The 21312-nt window shown below is 56.2% G+C and carries 18 protein-coding genes; 4 read left to right on the top strand and 14 right to left on the bottom strand.

Annotated features, from left to right (window positions below):
* Positions 1–50: 50 nt before the first annotated feature.
* Entirely contained in the window at positions 51–260 is a 210-nt protein-coding gene (locus PSES9_RS0104405) for a cold-shock protein (RefSeq protein WP_010484518.1), read from the bottom strand.
* Between the two features lie 325 nt (positions 261–585).
* On the opposite strand from PSES9_RS0104405, the gene dcd reads away from it, so the two are divergent.
* The 4 genes from dcd to umuC all read left to right on the top strand — a co-directional run bounded on the left by dcd (position 586) and on the right by umuC (position 3562).
* Entirely contained in the window at positions 586–1152 is a 567-nt protein-coding gene (gene dcd / locus PSES9_RS0104410; RefSeq protein ID WP_010484519.1) for a dCTP deaminase, read from the top strand.
* A 221-nt stretch (positions 1153–1373) separates the two neighbouring features.
* A complete protein-coding gene (locus PSES9_RS0104415) occupies positions 1374–1601 on the top strand; it encodes a hypothetical protein (protein WP_010484521.1) in 228 nt (75 codons plus the stop codon).
* 268 nt (positions 1602–1869) lie between these two features.
* Positions 1870–2247, top strand: a complete 378-nt coding sequence (locus tag PSES9_RS22985; RefSeq protein ID WP_051120932.1) for a LexA family protein — start codon at positions 1870–1872, stop codon at positions 2245–2247.
* 40 nt (positions 2248–2287) lie between these two features.
* Complete coding sequence (gene umuC, locus PSES9_RS0104425; protein WP_010484524.1) at positions 2288–3562, top strand: translesion error-prone DNA polymerase V subunit UmuC; 1275 nt, start codon at positions 2288–2290, stop codon at positions 3560–3562.
* Positions 3563–3580: 18 nt separating this feature from the next.
* On the opposite strand, the gene PSES9_RS0104430 is transcribed toward umuC, so the two are convergent.
* From PSES9_RS0104430 to PSES9_RS0104485, 13 genes are all read right to left on the bottom strand, one after another.
* Positions 3581–4693: an AI-2E family transporter gene (locus PSES9_RS0104430; protein WP_010484525.1), complete on the bottom strand. Its 1113-nt coding sequence runs from the start codon at positions 4691–4693 to the stop codon at positions 3581–3583.
* A gap of 332 nt (positions 4694–5025) precedes the next feature.
* Complete coding sequence (locus PSES9_RS0104435) at positions 5026–7548, bottom strand: penicillin acylase family protein (RefSeq protein WP_010484527.1); 2523 nt, start codon at positions 7546–7548, stop codon at positions 5026–5028.
* A 197-nt stretch (positions 7549–7745) separates the two neighbouring features.
* Positions 7746–8930, bottom strand: a complete 1185-nt coding sequence (locus tag PSES9_RS0104440; RefSeq protein WP_083840242.1) for a BamA/TamA family outer membrane protein — start codon at positions 8928–8930, stop codon at positions 7746–7748.
* A gap of 162 nt (positions 8931–9092) precedes the next feature.
* Complete coding sequence (locus PSES9_RS0104445) at positions 9093–11564, bottom strand: fused MFS/spermidine synthase (RefSeq protein ID WP_010484529.1); 2472 nt, start codon at positions 11562–11564, stop codon at positions 9093–9095.
* Between the two features lie 180 nt (positions 11565–11744).
* Complete coding sequence (locus tag PSES9_RS0104450; protein ID WP_029529367.1) at positions 11745–13331, bottom strand: arylsulfatase; 1587 nt, start codon at positions 13329–13331, stop codon at positions 11745–11747.
* Between the two features lie 98 nt (positions 13332–13429).
* Positions 13430–14437, bottom strand: coding sequence for an HAD family hydrolase (locus PSES9_RS0104455; protein ID WP_010484531.1), 1008 nt, complete (start codon positions 14435–14437; stop codon positions 13430–13432).
* 31 nt (positions 14438–14468) lie between these two features.
* The gene (locus PSES9_RS24240; protein ID WP_051120926.1) at positions 14469–15020 is read right to left on the bottom strand and encodes a hypothetical protein; all 552 of its coding nucleotides are present in this window, start codon (positions 15018–15020) and stop codon (positions 14469–14471) included.
* Positions 15021–15279: 259 nt separating this feature from the next.
* Complete coding sequence (locus PSES9_RS24245) at positions 15280–15807, bottom strand: hypothetical protein (RefSeq protein ID WP_051120928.1); 528 nt, start codon at positions 15805–15807, stop codon at positions 15280–15282.
* Complete coding sequence (locus PSES9_RS0104465) at positions 15804–17402, bottom strand: VWA domain-containing protein (RefSeq protein ID WP_010484532.1); 1599 nt, start codon at positions 17400–17402, stop codon at positions 15804–15806. The genes PSES9_RS24245 and PSES9_RS0104465 overlap by 4 nt, the downstream gene beginning before the upstream one ends.
* Position 17403: 1 nt before the next feature.
* Positions 17404–18405 (bottom strand): vWA domain-containing protein, encoded by a 1002-nt coding sequence (locus tag PSES9_RS0104470; protein ID WP_010484533.1) that lies wholly within the window; start codon positions 18403–18405, stop codon positions 17404–17406.
* Positions 18392–18898, bottom strand: a complete 507-nt coding sequence (locus PSES9_RS0104475) for a DUF4381 domain-containing protein (protein WP_010484534.1) — start codon at positions 18896–18898, stop codon at positions 18392–18394. Before PSES9_RS0104475 ends, PSES9_RS0104470 begins: the two co-directional genes overlap by 14 nt.
* Complete coding sequence (locus tag PSES9_RS0104480) at positions 18895–19845, bottom strand: DUF58 domain-containing protein (RefSeq protein WP_010484535.1); 951 nt, start codon at positions 19843–19845, stop codon at positions 18895–18897. The genes PSES9_RS0104475 and PSES9_RS0104480 overlap by 4 nt, the downstream gene beginning before the upstream one ends.
* A gap of 14 nt (positions 19846–19859) precedes the next feature.
* Positions 19860–20840, bottom strand: coding sequence for an AAA family ATPase (locus PSES9_RS0104485; protein ID WP_010484536.1), 981 nt, complete (start codon positions 20838–20840; stop codon positions 19860–19862).
* Between the last annotated feature and the right edge of the window lie 472 nt (positions 20841–21312).

Genomic DNA, 21312 nt, shown 5'->3' on the forward strand with positions numbered 1-21312 from the left:
CAGGCATAAAAAAACCCCGCCGAAGCGGGGTTCTTTATAGGGAGGACAAGTTAGATAACTTGTACTTCCTCAGCTTGCATGCCTTTCTGACCACGAGTGGCCACGAAAGTTACTTGCTGGCCTTCTTTCAGGCTCTTGAAGCCATCGCTCTGGATAGCTTTGAAGTGTACGAACAGGTCATCACCAGATTGTGGAGTGATGAAGCCGTAACCTTTCTCGTCGTTGAACCACTTAACGGTGCCAGTTTGACGATTAGACATGTGTAATCTCCTAACAAAAGTAATATACAGCCCTGGAAAAAACCAGGCCGGGACTGAGTGCAACGAGTACTAGGAGTCGGACGATGTTTGGATCGAAATCTAGGCATCAAGTAGCGATTCGCGGTGACACATGCAGCACAGTGGAAGCACCATACTCGTTTTTCACGCTAAGCGCGAATACTGTGTGCACCTTTCTGTTATTTAACGACTGATGGATCAGAAATTGCTCAGTTTTTGCACATTCGACGGCAAACTTTGAACCCTACCGCCAGCCCCGGTAAGATGCGCTCACTTTTGTGTCATTACTAACCTCAGGACGCCCGCCATGAGCATCAAATCGGATAAGTGGATTCGCCGCATGGCCCAAGAACAGGGCATGATCGAACCTTTCGTTGAGCGCCAAGTACGTACCGAGGGCAACGAGCGATTAATCTCGTACGGTGTCTCAAGCTACGGTTACGACGTTCGCTGCGCGGATGAATTCAAGGTTTTCACCAATATCAACTCGGCGACTGTCGATCCCAAGAACTTTGATGAAAAAAGTTTCGTTGATGTGAAAAGTGATGTTTGCATCATCCCGCCGAACTCATTTGCCCTGGCGCGCACGGTCGAGTTCTTCCGTATTCCACGCAATGTACTGACCATCTGTCTCGGCAAGAGCACCTATGCGCGCTGCGGCATCATAGTCAACGTCACCCCGCTTGAACCCGAGTGGGAAGGCCACGTTACACTGGAGTTCTCCAATACCACGACGCTGCCAGCGAAAATCTACGCCAACGAAGGCGTGGCGCAGATGCTTTTCCTGGAGTCGGATGAAGAGTGCGAAGTGTCTTATAAGGACCGCGGTGGCAAGTATCAGGGCCAGCGTGGCGTGACCTTGCCAAAAGCCTGATTCCAAAACTTTGGAAAAGCCCTGCAAACTGCGGGGCTTTTTTATATCTGCAGAATCTGTTTGAGCAACCGGGTCAGTGTGATGATTGATGTTGCTTCAGCCACGATCGATCCAATAGCTTTCAATATGTAACGCTAACGAACTGTCATCGCTCTGCGCTTTCTAAGGTTGTAGGCCCGAATAGCGGTTAGATGTTCATAACCTTAGATTGAGGAGGCTTTATGCCGGTTTGGCGAATTACCTATAACCACGATGAAAGCGCCGAGAGTCTTGAGTTTGAATCGTCGCAAAAACCCAGCATTGATGAGGCTGTTGAGTTGGTGCTGCGCATGGCTGAGCAAAACCTCAAGCCCCTGCCTCCCAAAGAGCTGCCCCATGAGGAACAAACGCCTGCAGTGCAACTTCTGGAACGGTACGCGATTACCGTGACGGGGATCGCGCAGGAGTAGGCCTGGCCTGGTTAATGCCGGGCAAAAGAAAAGGCGCCAGAGGCGCCCTAAAAATGATCATGGAGTAAGTCCACTCTCTCTGAGTGTCTGCCTGTGTCTTTGGTTCAGTAGATGCCGATAAATGGTCGGTATTTGTCCAGCGTAACGCTGTGCAGCTGGTGCCTTGTGCGCACAGGTGCTGCCTATACTGGACGGTTCGTCTGAAGTTTTGGCGAAGGCATTAATTAAAGTGTACTGTATGCATGACCAGTATTTATGGGCTTTCGTCATGTATTTCCAGTACCACGGCCTCCAGCTTGTTGGCGGAGCTGAGTTGCCTCTTTATTCCTTTCATGTGCCTGCCGGGTTCCCGTCACCGGCGCAGGATCATATCGAGCGCGAAATTTCTCTGGATGAGTTGCTTGGGCTACGTCTGCCGCAAACCTTTCTGGTGCGAGTCGCGGGCGACAGCATGATCGGTGCCGGAATCTTTGATGGCGATTTGGGTGTGGTTGACCGCGCAATCGAAGCCAAGGCCGGCGATATAGTGATTGCTGCGCTGAATAACGAGCCGTTGGTAAAACGCCTGCACAAAGAACATGGCGGCTATGTGCTCAGGTCGGAAAACCCGGCCCATGCGCCACGTCCAGTACTGGCTGGCGATTAGTTCAGCGTTTGGGGCGTCATGCGCTACAGCGTGCGCCACCATGTCTGAACAGGGCAAGGTGTATGCCCTGGTTGACTGCAACTCGTTCTACGCCAGTTGTGAACGTGTCTTTCGGCCTGATCTGGCCAGGGTGCCGATAGTGGTGTTGAGCAATAACGATGGCTGCGTTATTGCTCGCAGCGCCGACGCCAAGCCTTTTGTGAAAATGGGCGAGCCTTATTTCCAGGTAAAGGAACGTCTCAGGCAGAAGGGTATCCTCGCGTTCTCCAGTAATTACGCTTTATACGGTGATATGAGCCAGAGGGTGATGGCGACTATTGAGGGCTTGGTTCCGGCTGTTGAGGTGTATTCAATCGATGAAGCCTTTGCTGATCTAACCGGTATGAAGCCGCCATTTGAGCCGTTGGGGCAGCAAATCCGCGCAAGAGTGCAGCTTTATACGGGCTTGCCAGTCGGCGTGGGTATTGCCGGTACTCGTACCCTGGCCAAATTGGCCAACCATGCTGCCAAGCGCTGGCAGCGCCAGACCGATGGCGTCGTCGATATCACTGATCCGCTGCGGCGCGACAAGCTGCTCAAGGCCTGTGACGTCAGTGATGTATGGGGTGTAGGCCGAAACATGACTCAGCACCTGACCCGCATGGGGATCAAGACCGCCTGGGACCTGGCCCAGGCGGATCCCTGGATGCTGCGTAAGCGCTTCAGCGTTGTCATCGAGAAAACCGCGCGGGAGCTACGCGGCACGTCCTGTCTAAAATTCGAAGAGTTGGCTGTGGCCAAGCAGGAAATTTGTTGCAGTCGAATGTTTGGCTATCGCTTGAAAAAAATCGAACCCATTCGTGAGGCTGTGGCTACATATGTCGCGCGTGCCTGTGAAAGGCTGCGTGCCCAGGGCTCCTTGTGCAAAAAGGTCAGGGTGAGTCTGCGCACTGGCATGTTCAATCCTGACGAGCCGAAATTCGCCAAAGGTGTGGTTTGCGAGTTGCCTTACCCGACTGACGATACGCGGTTGATAACCAAGGTTGCGATGGCTGGCTTGGAGAATGCCTTTAGTCCGGGTTATGCCTTCAGCAAGGCCGAAGTGCTGTTGCTTGAGCTGTGCCAGCGTGGAGAGTTTACTGACGATATGTTCACAGGCGCCCAGGCCGCCTCAAGCGATAAAGTCATGCAGGTTCTGGACTCAATTAATGCCAAGTGGGGCAAAGGCACGGTACGCCCTTGCGGTGTGCCGGCAATGCCGGAGTGGGGCATGCGCCGCGAGTTGATGAGCCCGGGCTATACAACCCGGCTGGATCAACTGTGGCGCGTCAAGTAGCTCCACTGTGGTGCATGGTTATTGCGTGTCTTGGGTCACGCTTTCAGTTTGCACCGCAGGCGTTTGCCCGGCATCGACCCATTGCAAGAACAGCTTGTAGCCAACGGCCAACACGACAGGGCCGATGAACAAACCAATAATGCCCCCCGCCAGCATGCCGCCCAGGGCGCCGATAAGAATTACCGGCATGGGGACGTCAACGCCACGGCCCAAGAGTATCGGCTTGAGGATGTTGTCCAGCAAGCCGCCGATAAAGGTGTAGATGGCGAATATAATGGTGGCCAATGTGGCGCCTTCAGTGAAGAACACAAAGGCGATCACCGGGATAGTGACCAACGGCAGGGGCAACTTCATGTTGCCCAGCAGCAATCCCACCATCGCCAGCAGGCCCGCCCCCGGAAAACCCAACACGATAAAGCCGATGCCAATCACCACCATCTGGATAAAGGCAATGCCGATTACACCTTGGGCAACGGCGCGAATAGTCGCGACGCACAGGGTAATAAAGCTATGGCTGCGGTCTGTGCCGATGATGCGGTCAGAAATGCGAATGGCGCTCCTGTGGCCTGTTTCGCCATAAGCGATGATCACGCCGGCAATGATCAGTGAGGCGATAAAGATCAAAAAGCCAACACTGACACCGGCGATCTTGCTCAGCAGGCCAAGGGAAACCCCTTTCAGGTGTGGCGCCACCGTCTGCAGCACGCCGGTTAAGTCAGAGGCTGCATTTGTCCAGAAACCGTAGAGTGGCCCACCTATTACTGGCCAGCTTTCAACGACGGCGGGTGGCGGCGGAATATGCACGCTGCCACTTTTGACGGTCTCGATTGCAACGTGGACGGATTCAGTAAGTGAACTGCCGAGGAAATACACCGGGATCAGCAACACTGCAATTGCCAGTGCCACGAGTAATGACGCCGCATGGCCGCTGCGGCTGGTCAGGCGTGATTTGACCATGCCATGCAATGGGTAAAGGGTAACGGCCAGTATCAATGCCCAGAGCATCATGCTCAGGAATGGGTGAAAAACCTGATAGCAGCCATAAACCAGGGCCGCTATCAGCGCGGCGCGAATAAAGGTATCGAGCAGGGTGCGCGAAAACTGCAGCTCGGGAGGCGAGGTAGGCGACATTTGAGTTCCTTTCTGAATGGCTGGGCGTGAGGTCTAACCCGTGTTTAGCTACAGCATAGCCGCTTGCCAGAGATGCTATGAGACACAAGAGGGCTGCATGTCAGCGGCTGATTTGGCTAAGTAGATTAGATTGGCGACTGTGGGTCGATAGTCACAGCCAATAGAAAAATCAGGCTTTGTCATCGCCCATTGCCTGGTTTGCCGGCGGGGCACCTAAATTTCAGGCAAAAGAAAGGGCACCAAAGGGCGCCCTAAACGATGATCATGGAGTAAGTCCATTAACTCAGAGTGCTACTTGAGCAATTGGTTCCATGATTGTTGGTAAATCTGGGTTATTTGCCGGGTGTGAGCAGCAAGCGCTTGTTGCCGTAGACCTTATCGATATTTTGCGACTTGAACGGAAAGCTCATGTATTGGCCCTTGAGCCATGCATCAATGCCATCGGCGTAGTGGTCACTGGCTGGATTGCCTGATTGTCCGGAACTGTTAACCCCGTAGAAAGGTTCGTCCAGGCCAAAGTCGACAGCAATGCGCATGGCTGGAATCAACCAGGTATCGAAGTCCTGTCCCCAGTGGTAAGCCGAGACATTCAGGGTGCTGTGGTCGCCACCGGCAGGGTATGGGCCGCGATCAAGGTAGCTGCCGAGGGTACTTAAGCTGGCGCGTTGGCTGGCGCTGAGCATGGGCGCCGCTTTGCTGCTGTCGCTGATCCAGTTGTAGCTGTGCAACTTGCCCCACTGCCAGCCTGCCGGATCGCTGCCGAGCTTGGCTTGTATGAAGCTGGCGGCGGCGCTCAGGCTGCGTGCCAGGATCATGGCCTTGGTTTCTTTCTGCGGGGTGTTGATATCGTCCCAGAACGGGCTGTCATCACGGCCGAGCAGATGGTCCGCCTGGGCGGAGTAGGAGATGCCGGCGGTTTCGACCAGCGCTTTCCATGCCGCGCTGGTATCGGGACCCAGCTCATCGAGGAATGTCTGCCGTGCGCTTTCATGCAAAAACGCACTGTACAGCGCTGCGTCAGCCGAATTGGCCGCGAGCTTGCCATCGAAGGCCATCAGCCGTTTCAGCGTATTGCGTGCATTGGTGGCATCGGCTGGCGGCATTGCCTTGATTGCTTGCGCAAGCTGCTCGGCCATGCCTGGAGCCTCGAACATGCTTTGCAGCTTGCCGGCAAACAGGGTGGTCTGGTCGTACTGCATGGCTTTGGTGCTGCGCAGGTCTTGCTTGCCGCTGTTGAGCAACTGGGCGATTCGCTCGGCGCGCTCAGGGTAATGCCAGGAGTTGGACAGCTGCATGCCGTAGCCGCGCGGTACGGTGCGATTGTTGGCGGTTGCGATCCAGCCTTGCTGCGGATCTTGATCATAGGGATGGAGCATCGGTTCTGCATAGCCGTCCCAGTCGTACTCGCTGCTCCAGCCGGGGGAGGGCATCAGGCCAACACCGGCGCGCCGATTAGGGAAACGACCAGTGACTTGCCAGCCGATATGCTCGGCATCGGCAAAAACAATGTTCAGCGGTATTGCACGGATTTCACGGGTGGCGGTCGATGCTTTTTCGGCCGACTGCGCACGGGACAGGTCAAAAAAGGCATCGAGGCTCTGGTCGGACTCCAATTGTGCGGTTTGCAAGGCCAGCCCGTAGCCACTGCTGATCTGTATCGGTTGCAGCGGGTGCTTGCGTTCACCCAATACCGAGTTCAGCAGCGGGCCGTGGCGAGTTTCAAAAATCGTTTCGCGTACGGGGTTCTGGCCTTTGATGAAAAAGGTCTCCTGGCGCTGCTTGGCAGGCTGCCACTTACCTTCGGCTAGGTAGTAGAGCTGGCCGTTCTGGCGCTTGATTTTCTCCAGGAATATATCTTGGTTGTCGCCCATGACCATGGTCATGCCCCATGCGACTTTGCCGTTGAAGCCTGCAACCACCGCAGGCACGCCTGCGATTGAGACACCCGCCACCTGGTATTTCGGCGCGCGGATTTGCACGAAGCTCCACATTGACGGCAATGACAATGGCAAGTGGGTGTCATTGGCCAGCAAACTCTTTGCGCTGCGGGTCTTTTGCGGGCTTACTGCCCAGTTGTTGGAAGCGGCAACACTGAGCAAACGGGTGTCTGCCACTTGTTGAATGGCTGAGTCGATGGCGGTTAATTCGCTGATCTGACCGCTGAGGCTCAAGCCCTTGAGCTTGTCGGCTTCGGCAAAGGGCAGGGGTTCGTCCGGGTAAGTCGGCAGCAGCCAGGCGAGGTTTTCGTTGCCGACTTTTTGCGCCATGACCAATGCGGCGATTTCTTCTTGCAGGTTGACCGACAACCCGAAGTTGATCAGGCTGAACAGCAGAGCCGAGTCTTCAGCTTTCCAGTACGCGGGGCGGTAGCCAGATTCGGCGAGGTCCATCGGCAACTTGTCACGGAAGCGAAACATATAGGCGTTCACCCCGCGTGCATACACCTCGAAAATCTTCTTCAGGCGTGGCGATGCTCCCTTGTACAGCTGCTCGGCACTTTGCCTGAGGTTGGCTGCACGCATCAGCCGGTCGACCTCCAGCGCGCCGGGGCCAACCATTTCCGACAAGCGACCTTCCGCGAGCAAACGCATGCCGACCATCTGGCTGAGGCGGTCACCGGCATGCACATAGCCAAGGGTGAAAATGGCGTCATGCAGGGTGCTGGTTTCAATCAGCGGCATGCCCAGGGCATTGCGCCTGACGACCGCTCCCTTGGCCAAACCTTTAACCGCGACTATGCCTTGTTCCGGAGGCACGCTATCAGCGTAGCGACTGCTTAGAAACGATTGGCAACCGCTGAGCGCGAGCACGGCACTGATCAATACGGCTGTTGGACGAAACACACGCGATTGCATGCAGCAAACTCCTGACGGGTGGAGCGGGTCGATGATTCATTCAGCAAAGCCTAGCAGGCTGGAGGCCAGGGTTGCGGGCTGTTTGAGCTGTTTGGTTGGCGCTGCGTAAGTTAGTCAGCGGCGCATTAACTGGCAAGCGCTGGATTGATATTTTCGGCAGGCATTTAGCCACGATCCAGCAGCATGCCTTGTTGCTATTACCAGGTTGAGCCGGTCTGGATATATACCGCATTGTCTTCTGGGCCTGCAGCAACATCCACGCCCATCACCAGGCCATAACGCTTGGCTATCAAGTAGCGAAAACCTGTGCCATAGCTGTTGACTTCCTCGGCGCTGCCGAGCTCATTGAAGTGCTCGGCAGCGCGGCCTGTTCCTGTAAACACTCCCAGCGTCCAGCGTGGGCTCAGCTTATAGTCCAACTGGATTTCCGCGACCGTGACCCTGTTGCCTTGATAGCGCGATTTCGAGACGCCACGCAGGTCGATGAAGGGCGGAACATAAGGCGGTAGGGGGGCGTCGCCACGGGCGTTGACGGCGTCGACCTGCAGGCGCAACCCCAGGTTCCAGCGACTATTGAGCTGCCAATAGTTCAAGCCGGAAATCTGATAGCTACTGTACTCGACATCGCTGCCAATGCTGTCGTCAAACAGGCTGTAATTGCTTGAGTAGTAATAACCCTTTTGCGGGTTGAAGGGGTTGTCGCGGCTGTCGTACTCCAACACCAGTCCCAGGCCGGAAGTTGTGATTGATTTATCCGTTTGCCGTTGAAGAAACTCCCGTACGGCGCTTGGCAAATTCGACAGGTCTGGCGAGCTGACCAGCTTGCTTGTCACTTTGCGGTACAGCTGGCGGCCACCGATGAACACCTTGGTCCCGGGAAGACGATACTTGAGATCCTGGAAGACCACCGGGCCTTCCAGGTTCAACTCAACCGATTTACCCAGGTCACCGATACGTGGCAGCGAATAAAACTCGAGGTTGGGCGAGGCATAGGCCAGAACACCACGGTAGCGCAAGCTGTCTTGCATCCAGAATCCAAGGTGGCCGATGGCGGCGCCCCAGGTACCATTCTCCGTACCCATGCCGCCAAGAATGCTGATGTTTTCAGGCAGCATTGCCTGGCTTTGGCTGCGCTGCTTGCGTTGCTCATCGGACTCATGGAAGAACAGCGCACCCAGCGCCAACCCGGTACCAACTGCCGGTTCAGTGATCAGGCTCGGGACTGGCAGGAATCCATTGGGTACCTCGGACAAGTAGCTGCTGGTGTCGAACTGGCCGTCATCGGGGTCGATCATATGTTTGTTGAAGAAGTCGGCGTTTGCCCAGGATGGCTGGATCAATGCCCACAAGCAGGGTAAGTACGACCATGTTCTCAAACTCATCCGGAGAGGCTCGGGCGGAATTTGAATTGCAGTATAGTTCGGCCTTTTTAAGCCTGGACTAAAGGGCTTGGATATTGTTTTGAGCTTCAGGGGCCGGTTTCGACTAAATCGCTACTGCAGCTGAGTGCCCCGCAGTGTGGCTGCAGGGCACGGCAGTTGGCGTCAGTTTGACCGGCTTTCAGGTAGGCCCAGAAACCAGCTGTAGTAAGGGTTATTGCTGTCAGTCCTCAGCAATTGGCGCACTTCGCGGGTCCAGCCTTCGCGATCGCGCTGGTAGGAGAACAGGCCCGCTGCGTAAAAGTGCTGCAGGCGTGTCCAGTTATTGGCGACCTCGGCACGAAAGGCATCATCAGTATCGACCAGTGGAGGGGCGCTATGGAGTTCAAGCAGCGCTGGCAACACGCGAGTGATTTCCTTCGAGCGTACCCAGGGAGCGTATTCGATACGTGGGCGATCGTCGGTGACAGCAGGCGCATCACCGGCAAAGCGCTCGAGCCCCTTGCGGTCGGTGATCCAGGTCGCGAGCAACGCCGCAGGGGTATCAATCCCCACCTCCCTTAGCGACTCTGCAATCTGTGGGCGCTCGAAGCGTTGCTCGATATCAGGCACTGATAGCGATATAGGCTCCAGAGAGCCAATCAGCAGCATCTCGTGGAGCTCGGTGGTCCAGAGCGTGGCGTGGGGAAATACATCAATAAAGCTGCGCACCAATGAACGGCTGTCTTCGATGTTCTGCGTAGGCAGTGGCAGCCATTGGGCAACCAGTCCACCGGGCTGCAGGCGACTGGCAGCCAGAGCGTAGAAGTCCCGGGAATAGAGGTTGACCACTCCGGCGGCCGATGGTGGCGGTGGCTCCAGGGTCACCAGGTCGTAGCGCTCGGCGCTGCGCAGCAGTTCACGGCGGCCGTCGCGTAAGCGAATGTCCAATTGCGGGTTTTCTGCGGCGTTATAGTTACCGTTGAACAGTGGCGCGGCTTCGAGCACTTCCGGCAGCAGTTCGGCGACAACCGGTTTTTTCAGGTCGCTGTAGCGCAACATGGCTCCGACGGTGATCCCGGTGCCAAAGCCAATGACCAGCGCCGATTGCGGCTGGCCTTTATGGATCAGCAGCGGCAGCAGTGCTTGCAGGCGCATATAGCGCAGCGAAGGCATGGCGTCGCCCGTATTGGAAACGCCCTGGATATACAGGCGGTTGAACTGGCGTTCGGCTCGACCCTGGGTGACCACAGCGACCGTGCCGCTACGGCCTTCCTTGTAGAACACTATCTTGCCGTTGCGCGCCCCGGGTAGCAGATCAGCAAGCCGTTGCGGTGGCGTAAGTGCCCCGCCGATGAGGGTGGCCAGGCCAAGTGTCAAAACGGCGAAGCGCATTCCCTTGCCTACCGCTGCACCTTTGAGCACGGCTACGGCGCCGATCAATGCAGCGATTACGGCCAGCACGACCAGGGTTCGCACCAGACCCAGTTCAGGCACCAGGACGAAACCGGTGAGCACCACCCCGACAATACCGCCGAGAGTGTTGAGCGCAACCACGGCGCCGACATCCCGGCCGACGTGACTGCTGTTGACCGCCAGGCGCAACGCCAGCGGGAAGGCCGCCCCAAGTAAGGTCGTGGGCAGGAACACTACGCATAGCGCGGCGACAGCAAAGCGGGCAGACATTCCGGCGAGGTCATTGCCAGTCAGTTGCAGTACTAAGAACTCCGCCTGGCTCTGGGCAATGATCAACCAGCGGCCCAGCCCAGCAATCTGCAGCAAGGCGAGCAGGCCGGCTGCGGCGATTAAGAGGCCGAATAGCCCCCAGGGATCGGCAATGCGATCGGCGCGGCGCGCATATAAGGCGCTACCCAGTACCAAGCCGGTGAGATAGGTGGCCAAGACCACGGAGAACGCGAAGGCGCGGGTGCTCATGAAGGGCACGATCGATTGTGTCCAGACCACCTCGTAGCCAAGAGCTACGCCGCCGGCGATGCAATACAAGGCAATGGCCAGGCGGGCCATGTTTGAACGCGGAGCAGGGGATGCGACTGCTGGTTCAGGCAGCCTTTGATCACTGCGCCGTGCGAGCCAGGCTCCGCCACCGGCAAGCAAGTTAAGCATGGCCGCAGCGTAGGCACTGCCAGTGACGCCTAATTGTGGAATCAGGATAAAAGCCGCCAGTAATGTACCAGCGATTGCCCCGGCGGTATTGCCGGCATACAGGCGGCCACCCGCTTCACCGAGGTGACCTTCGGCAGGTGACAAGGCACGCACCAGAACCGGTAATGTGCCACCCATGAAAAACGCGGGTATGCCGACCAATGCAAAGGGCAGCAGCCAGGCAAGCAAGCCGATGCTGCCTTCGAGCCGAGCGAACAGGCCGGCCGATTGCGACAAGGCATAAGTGGCCGCAATCCCGAGCACAGCCACTATCACTTCCAGGGCTGCATAAAGTCGAATCGGACGACTCAGGCGATCGGCCCAACGACCGAAAATCAAGCCGCCCAAGGCCAGGCCGGCAAAGAATGCGCTGATGCCCGTGGTGATGGCATAGACCTCAACCCCGACCACCAAAGAAAGTTGTTTGACCCAAAGCACCTGATAGACCAAGGCTGCGCAGCCGGAAATAAGCAGCAACAGCACGGGAATCAGCATGGGTAGGGCAAGAAGGTTTACAGAGGTATCAGCAACCGCACCACGAGATCGGGCACGAGATGATTTGGCGGCTGAGGACATCAAAAAAGTGCCTTATCTGATATGAGAAAACCTGCGACAGGTTGCCCCGTCGCAGGTTTTCAAGATAGCGCCCCAAGCAAGCGGGCGCCAAGTGTTACGTCACTGTTTTTTCGCAGCTTCTGCTTCTTGCATCTTGGCTTCGATCTGTTTATCGATCTTTGCGCGAATCTGGTCGATGCTGAAGCTCGCTGGACGTTGGCTAGGTGGATACTCGACGAAGGTTTGCAAGAACTTGGCTGCTCGCTGAGTCGCCTGCTCGGTGATGTACACGTTCTTGGTCAAGAAGTCGTAGTACTGGTCGGAAACAATATCCGCCCGCTCAAACGGATCCATCCGCAGGTTGAAAATCTTCGGTAGACGAAGGCAGACGAAGGGCTCGCTCCAGACTTTCATACCACCAGGTTCGCGTTGCTCACAGAAAACAACTTTCCAGTTGTCAAAGCGCATGGCGACCAAATCGGTATCATCGTTGAAGTAGTAGAACTCGTTACGTGCACCCTTGTCGGTTTTACCTGTCAGGTAGTCCAGCTGGTTGTAGCCATCAAGGTGTACTTTGAAGTTTTTACCGCCTACGTCGGTCCCCTTCAAAAGCCTTTCTTTGATATCAGTATCACCGGCCGCTGCAAGCAGTGTCGGGAACCAGTCGAGCCCAGAGAACATTTCACGGGAAATGGTTCCTGGCTTGATATGGCCCGGCCAGCGGATCATTGCCGGTACTCGGTATGCACCTTCCCAGTTAGAGTTCTTCTCATTACGGAATGGCGTGGTTGCCGCATCCGGCCAGGAGAACTGGTTAGGGCCGTTGTCTGTGGTGTAAACCACAATGGTGTTGTCGGCAATTTTCAAGTCATCCAGCTTTTTGAGTAGCATGCCGACGTCTTCGTCGTGCTCGATCATCCCGTCAGCGTACTCATTGCCAGGCATCCCGCTCTGACCTCGCATCGATTCACGTACGTGCGTGAACAAGTGCATACGTGTGGTGTTCATCCACACGAAGAAGGGTTTGTCCGCTTTAGCTTGTTTCTCGATGAAGTTGATTGCAGCTTGAGTCGTGTCGTCGTCAATGGTTTCCATGCGCTTGCTATTAAGCGCGCCAGTGTCTTCGATCTTTCCGTCAGCAGTGGATTTGATTACACCCCGTGGAGAAGCGTTCTTGACGAATTCTGTATCGTCCTTCGGCCAGAGCTCACGCTCAGGTTCTTCTTCAGCATTGAGGTGGTAAAGGTTGCCGAAGAACTCATCGAAACCATGGTTGGTCGGCAGGTATTCGTCACGGTCCCCCAAGTGGTTCTTACCAAATTGGCCGGTTGCATAACCAAGTGGCTTGAGCGCCTGAGCAATGGTGATATCGCGATCCTGCAGGCCTACCGGAACTCCAGGCAGACCTACTTTCGAAAGGCCTGTGCGGAAAATGGTTTGGCCAGTGATGAAGGTTGAGCGTCCAGCTGTGCAGCTGTTTTCAGCATAGTAGTCAGTAAACTTCATACCCGCTGCGGCAATCTTATCGATGTTCGGTGTTTCGTAGCCGACAACACCCTGACCGTAGGCACTGATATTGGTCTGGCCGACGTCATCCCCGAATATCACCAGGATATTGGGTTTGTCTGCGGCTATTGCAGCTGAGGCACTTATGGCTGTAGCCATCGCGAGTGCAACTCGCGGTATCCATTTCCGAGGGGTTCTCATGCTCGTATTTCCTTTGTGTACGAATTTGACGATTACAGCAGTGGTTTAAAAGGTTAGTACATGTACCAGCGATTACTGGCGTTTTGATTGAAAAAAGCCTAAGGCTGATTCAACTCAAAGGGATGGATGTTTTTCCACTCCCCGGCCATATCTACGACGGTCCAGTCATGGGCTTTGGCGGCATCAAGCGCCTTGTCCAGGCGACCAATCTTGCTGTCACGGTCATAGGCCCATTCGCGCTTGGCATCGGTGTGATGGACTATGCCTGCAAAGCGCTTGCCCTCACCTGCGGTAGTCCATTGCAGCATTTGCAGGTCGCCATCAGAGTTGCCAAAAGCAAAAATTGGCCGACGCCCGATAACTGACTGGATGCTCACCGGTTTGCCCGGGCCGTCATCGTTAAGCGCCAGCTTGGGCTCACGCAGGATCGAGTACTTGCCATCCTGGTCCTGGAACTTAGTCACGAAGGTGGTACCAATCACCTGCTCAGGTGGAATGCCGTAGACCTCTTCGGCAAAGACCCGCATAAATTCCACTTCGCCACCCGAAACGATGTAGGTTTTGAAGCCATTGGCGCGCAGGTAGTCAAGCAGCTCCAGCATCGGCTGGAACACCATTTCAGTGAATGGTTTTGTGGATTTTGGGTGTTTGGCGCTGGCCAGCCAGCGCTCCGCATTCTCTTTGAATGTTGCAGTGCTGATACCTGTATGAGTGGCACCAACGATCTTCATCAGGCCCTCCATGCCACTGGCGGCAAGGGTCTTGTGGTCGTTTTCGAGGACGGCCTTGAAGGGTTGTTCGGTTTTCCACTCAGGGTGCTGTGGTGCCAGGCGTTTGACCTCACTCAGGGCGAATAGCAGCTGGAAGTACATCGGCTGTTCGCTCCACAAGGTGCCGTCGTTATCAAACACGGCAATGCGCTCGGCAACGGGCACATAATCCTTGCTGCCTTCGCTGGTGACCGCCTGGACAAACTCTACGATGGCCTGACGCGAGGGGCCATCATTCCAAGACGGTAGTTCATCGGCCGCCTGGGCCAGCATGGGTAAAACCAGCAATAGTGCGACCAGCCCGCGCCATGACGTTTGTGTATTCAATCCAAGCATAGAGCCATCCTTGTTTAGCATTACCAGTGTTTTAGTGTGTTGGGTTTAGCGGTTTTAGCTGGCCTGTCACTGAGGCGGGTGAACGCCGCTGTTTTAGTAATTTACGGATTTCAGACAGCACCTTTTTTCGCTCTGAAACCCCAGCTAGAGGGGACGGGTTCAGTGCGTAACGGTCGTTCAGGAAGGTTAGCAGCTGTTCTCTAAGATGCGAGGGCAAGTCTTCGGTTGCACCGATGAAGGTATTTTCATCGGTATCTCGCTTGAGCCAACGGTATAGCTCGTCAAGGGGCAAGGTTTGATCATTCAGTCGTGCCTGAAGTTGTTGCCAGGCGTAATCAGGTGAGTCAAGCCAAGCCTGCCGATGCGCTGCTCGCTTGCGTAAAAATGATTGCCAGCCGCGCTGCCAGTAAGGTCTGCCGAAATAAACCATGGCAACTGCAAAGAGGATCAAGCCGCTCAGCAGAAGCCAATGGCGTGCGATATGCACGCGAGTATTTCGGCCCAGCTGGCGCAGGTCTTCGCTAATTGAAAACGGCCCACTGTAGCTGCTTTGACCCTGGGCCTTGAAGCTGACCTTGGGCACTGATGCTGTCTGCTGCTCCCCGGCTTGGTTCCACCACTTCAATTCGATCGCGGGTAGTGTGTAGTTGCCCGGCTCACTGACAACATAGGTCAGGGTGTCGTTACGTATACCGCCAGTAATGCCACCTCGACCGTCATCCAGTGGCTGGATTTCAGGCGTTTGAACATAGTGTTTAAGCCCCTCTATTTCAGCTGCCTCAGGTGCCGGTATCAGCAGTGCCTGCGCATCTATCGCGCGGATATTGAGTTGGCGGCTGATGCTATCGCCAACGCGTAGCGGGTCGTGGGGGCGAACAATGTTCTGGGTAAAGGTGACCTCTCTGGGTAAAGGTGACCTCTTTGGCTACCAATACATGCTTGTCGTGGCTGGCACCGACGGGTTGTACCGCGTTGAAGCTTTGGGCCTGCGTTTGTACCGTCTGTGGCTTGCTGCCTTGCCCGGGCTGCAGTTGAATGCTTAGCGCAGGAATATCGAAGGTCTGCGCTTGTTGTGGCGTGATCCGGTAGGTGAAGCGCAAGCCAAAAAAGGTTTTGCCTTGGCGCCTTTGAGTGAGGTGGGTCGCTTCCGAGCTTGGCGCGGATACAACCGCGCCCGGCAGTTCCAGTTTAGGCAGTTGGGGCGCACTGGTGAACCAGGTGTCGACGAGCAGGTCGACTTCGAGATTGATGGTGCCGCCGACTAACACTTGTGCTTCCGGCACCAGGCGGCTGTCGACAAGCACGCTTGGCTCATCGGCCAACGCCGGCCATGGCAGTAACAAGGCAAGAAGCAGGATCAGGCGCTTCATGGCGAGGCCTCCGTTTCCTGCTGGCGTTTGGCGTCTTGAAGTGCAAACTTCTGCTTGAGAAAGCGAGCGGGCGAGGTGGTCAGGTTATCCAGCCAAAGTTGATCGGATGCTGCCTTGGCCACTGGCTGGGCGATGTCCTTGCCTTGATCGGATTTGTTATCGAACTTGATTTCATCCGGTTTTTCGTCAGGTGTGCCAGCTTCCTGCTGGTTTTCATAGTCTTTCTGCAGGGCCTGGGCAAGGGCCAGGTTGCTGGTGGCCTGAGGAAATTCTGGTTGCAGTTTGAGTGCATGCTGGTATGCGCTAATCGCTTCGGGGAAGCGGAATAAACGTACGTAGCTATTGCCCATATAGAAGAATGCCTGGGCGCTATCCTGGTTGGCGAAGTTGACGAGGACGGCGTCATAGTCGGCGGCATTATAAGCGGCGACCCCTTTCCAATAAGGATCACTAAAGCGAGCCGCCGCTTGTGGGTAGCGCTGGTGCTCGAAGGCCCAGCGGCCTTGTTGATCCGCAGTGAAAAAGGCATCGGCCAGTGCTCCGGCTTGTGCCGGAGCTGCTGGCAAGCCGAGCCCGAATGCAAGCACCAGACTGGCCAGCCAATGCACGCGCCAGCCGCGGCGTACGCAAAACAGGGCGATCAGCAACAATGGCCAGCACAACCAGTAGCCAGCATCCTTCCAGTGAATCTGCTTCCCTTGGTCGCTGACTGCTTGAAAGTGGCGCTGGGCGTGCAGTTCTATCCAGTCAAGATCATCGTCGTTGAGGGTCAGGCTTCCCAGTGGCGCATTGGCCGCGTCGGCGAGTGCTTGCAGTGCCTTGCTGTCAAAGTTGGCAACCACTGGGCGGCCATCGGCATCAACCTGCGGTTGCCCCTGGGCATTGCGGACCACGATTGAAGGCTTGCTGCCTACGGCCAGAACCAGAACCTGTAGGTCAACGCCCTTGAGATGCTCGTCTATCTGCTTGTTCAGGGCAGGATCGGCGCCGTCGGTAATCAGAACAAGGGTTCCGGGGCTTTTTTCTGCTTCCAGCAATCGCTTGGCCTGGTCGATCACGCCCAGCACGTCATGCCCTGCTTTATTTATGAGGCCGGTGGATAGTGCTTGCAGGAAGGTATCGAGCAACGCTGGATCGTCGGTTGCCGGTAACACCAGGTGAGCACTTCCTGCATAGGCAATCAATGCTGTGCGTGCTCCGGCGCGGCGCTCGATCAGGTCGTGTAATTTATGGCGTACCGCGCTCAAGCGCGTTGGTGGTACATCGTCTGCATCCATCGAGGGCGACAAGTCCACGGCCAATATGAGCGGTGCGCGATCATCAAGGAAATCCGGACGATCCTGTTGCCAGGTCGGGCCAGCAGCGGCAATCGCACCCAGAATGAGTAGTGCCGCAAGCAGGTGCACGGGACGTAGACGCTGGTTGTCCTGCGGCTTTATTACCAGGTGCTTGAGCAAGTGCGGTGCGATGGCGCCCCGCAGTTGACGATTCAGGTCGTGGCGGTGCGCCCAGATGATGGGCAGTGCTATGCCTGGCAGTATGAGCAGTAGCCAGAGAGGACGAAGGAAGTGCAGGGCGCTCAGGTCGATATCCATCTCAGCGCTCCTGTTGTGACTGGGGGGCGGCCATCGAGGACATGCGCACGGCGATGGCGGAGATACAATGACTCAATGCAAGCAAGAGCAGGGCAGCACCCAGCGGCCACCAGAACAGGTCGCGCTTGGGTTGATGGCTGAAGGTTTTGACCTTGTGCGGAGTGATCCGGTCAAGCGTGTCATAGACCTGCTTCAGCGCACTAAGGTCGTCGGCACGGAAGAATTTGCCGTTGGTAATGTTGGCGATGTTTTCCAGCATTTGCAGGTCGACCTTCGACTCGCCAGTGGCCTGGGGATCGCCAATGCCGATGGTGTGCACCACGATGCCTTTGCTGGCCGCCAGGTCAGCTGCATGGTCGGGTGTTATTGCGCTGCCGGTGTCATTGCCATCGGTGAGCAGGATCAGGACCTTTTCTTGTTCCTTGGCTTTATCCAGCAGTTTTATGGTCAGGCCGATGGCATCGCCTAATGCGGTGTTGGGCCCGGCCATGCCGATGCCTACTTCATCGAGCAAAATATGCAGGCTGGCATGATCCAGGGTCAGCGGTGCCTGTGGATAGGCGCCAGTGCCAAACACGATCAGGCCAATGCGGTCGTCCTTGCGTTCTTCAATGAAATCCCGAACGACATCCTTGACCGCGCTGAGGCGGTCGGTTTGCTCGCCGTTGGCGTTGCTGTAGTCACGCGTCTCCATCGACTGGGAAATGTCGATAGCCAGCATCAGGTCGCGGGTTGGCTGCGTATGCTCAATAGGCTTTTCAACATAGACCGGGCGAGCGCAGGCGAGCAATACCAGCGTCCAGACAAGCAGGTTGATCAGCAGCTGCCAGCGGGCACCGTTGGATTTGGACTGGCCGGGGACCTGTCCAGCGGCCTGGCTCACGGCTCTGAAAAATGGAACGCGAACGGCACTGCGAGACTCGCGGTACTCGCTCAAATAACGGTACGTCAGCCAGGGCAACGGCAAAAGAAGCATCAGCCAAGGGTAATCAAGCTGCCACATGGTGAGCCTCGATCCATTGCTTGCAGGTGCTAAACAGGCTGTCGATCTGCTCGGGCTCCAATGCCTGCAGTTGTGCCTGTGGCGCATAGGCCAGCAGGGCCAGTTGTTGGCTAAGGTCAGCGGGCAGAGGGGCAGGGCTTGTACTTTGCAAGAAGCCTTGCCACTGGGCGCCGCTCAAGTTGGCCACCTCGGGGGCGTTTGGCATCGACAGCGCCACGCGCTTGAGCAGTTCAGGAAGTTCACGCAAGGCGCCCAGGCGCAGGTCTTTATCCGTGGAGGCATCTTGCAGTTGCGACAAGCGCAATAAAGCCTCGCGGCGATAGTGGTTACGAAGCCATCGACGCCAGCGCAGAAATGCCCAGGTGGTGAAGATAAGCAGGCTAACCAGCAACAATACGAGCCAGCCCCAGGTTTGCGGAAAATAGCTAAACGCGGGTGTTGGCAGCGGCAATTCCTGCAACTGGCTGATGTTTGGTGTGCTAGGCGCTGTCATCGCGGGACCTGGGCAAGCCTGCCCAACTCTTGCCTGAGCTGTTCAAGGCTGTCTTCACCGGTGCTGAACATCATCAAAGGCACCTGGCTGAGCCTCAGCATTTCCGCTACTTGACGCAGGCGTCCCGTGAGAAACTCGCCCAGTGGTTTGTTGACCCGACGGTGGTTAACCTCCAGTTCGACTTGCAGTTCGCCCTGGGTGACCATCAGTCGCCCCGTGCTCGGCAGATTCAGGGCAATGGGGTCATAAACCTGCATGGCGATTACATCGTTGTGGGTCTTTAGCTCTCTAAGCAGTTGCAGCGTGCGTTCACTGGTCGCCGCAAAGTCGCTGATAATGCAGATCAGGTGGTCGTGACCAGCCAGGCTCAGGCAGTTGCGCAGGGCTTGGTCCAACTGGTCCGCGTATTCACTATCAGGCTGGGTGGCGGACAAGCTATGGTTTTGCCGAACGATGCTTGTGCACAGGGCTTCGACCCGCGAACGGCTGCGCAAAGGGCGGATGTGCTCGATGCGGTCATCGCCGAATACCAGGCCACCTACACGGTCGCCCGCTTGCAGCGCGATCCAGGCGCAAAGCGCGCCCAGCTCTGCCGCTGTAACTGACTTAAAGTTACGTTGCGAGCCAAAAAACATGCTCATGCGCTGGTCGACAAGAACCAAGGTCGGGCGGTCGCGCTCCTCGGTATAGCTGCGCACAAAGGGTTTGCCGTAGCGCATCGAGGCGCGCCAGTCGAGATGACGTAAATTATCGCCAGGCATATAGTGGCGCAACTCGTCGAAGCTCAAGCCCCGGCCGCGCAGGCGAGAAGCATGATTGCCGGACAGGACACTGGATAGCGACTGGCGAGCCATAAAGCTCAGGCCGCGAGCGCGATACTCGAATGCCATGAGTTGCGGCAATGATGCGTAAACGAATCCGTCTGCAGCGGTCTTGGAAGACTGCATGGTACTGCTCCTAGTCAGGCGGGTATTGCCACCTTGTCGAGCAAACGGTCCAGCACCTGATCTGCATTTACACCGTCGGCCACTGCGTCGTAGGTGAGCAATAACCGGTGTCGCAGCACGGGGTGTATAACGGCGCGAACATCATCCGGTGAAACGAAGTCATTGCCTGCCAGCCAGGCGTGGGCTCTGGCAACCCTGTCCAGACTGATGCCGCCGCGTGGGCTGGCGCCAATATGGATCCAGCGGGCGAGGTCGGCGTCGTAGTCGGCGGGATAGCGCGTCGCGTTGATCAGGTCTATTAGGTAGCGGTCTATCGCCTCTGAGACATGCACCTTGTTCACTTCCTGGCGCGCGGCGAAAATCACTTCCTGGGCCAGGCGAACCTCCTGCTCGGCGGACTTGGCTTGATGCTCGGCCTGGTCCTCGGCCCTGAGCATGCGCAGCACCTGGGCTTCGTCGTCCGTATGCGGGTAATCCATCACCAGTTTCATCAGGAAGCGATCCATCTGCGCTTCTGGAAGGGGATAGGTGCCTTCTTGCTCGATCGGGTTTTGTGTCGCCAATACGATGAACAGTTGCGACATCGGGTGGGTCTGCCCGGCGACGGTTATCTGCCGCTCTTCCATCGCCTCGAGCAAGGCCGCCTGGACTTTTGCCGGGGCACGGTTGATTTCGTCGGCAAGTATGACGTTGCCAAACAAAGGCCCTGGCTGGAATTTGATCTGGTTCTGGCCATCGACCTGCTGGAGGATTTCGCCGCCAGTAATGTCCGAGGGCAATAGGTCCGGTGTGAACTGGATGCGGCTCATCTGGGCATCAAGATGCTCGGCCAGTGCCTTGACTGTCCGGGTCTTGGCAAGGCCTGGAAGGCTTTCCAGCAGGATATGACCGTTGGCTAATAATCCGAGGATCACATATTTGATGGTCTGTTGTTGCCCAAGAACTCGCTGGCCGACAAAGCGTTCCAAATGTACAACTTGTTCTCTGCTATCCATGAACATTTCCTTGAAAACGACGCCGTACTTACACAGTCCCTTACACCAAAGCGCATGGTTTCGGCAGTAAGAACCGAGATTTTACATGCAGGTATTTAGAACCCGAAATACTCGGTTAAATGTAGCTGGTAACTCAATTTCAGCAAGCGGCTTGGTTGTCCTTAACGCTTGTTTTGCTGGAAGAATCAATGCGCGCAATTGTTATAAAGCTTTGCCTCTGAGGCTGACCAGTTTGAACCTCTGCAGGAGGCATTCGAGCTGGTTACTTTAATGTCTGAGCTTGTAGGAGGGCTCTTACAATTTCGTTAAATGATTTTGGCAACACTAAAGTTTGGGTCGTGGGTTGGGCAAGCCCGATTTAATTGCTCGGGCGACAGGTCGTGGTGACCAATACCCTGTTTTCCAGGGGATACTCAAGCCACTGAGGCTCGTCGCACCGTGATGGTTGGAGCAACATAAATAGATAGGGAGA

It is taken from the genome of Pseudomonas sp. S9 (assembly GCF_000222125.1).
Classification (GTDB): Bacteria; Pseudomonadota; Gammaproteobacteria; order Pseudomonadales; family Pseudomonadaceae; genus Aquipseudomonas; species Aquipseudomonas segetis.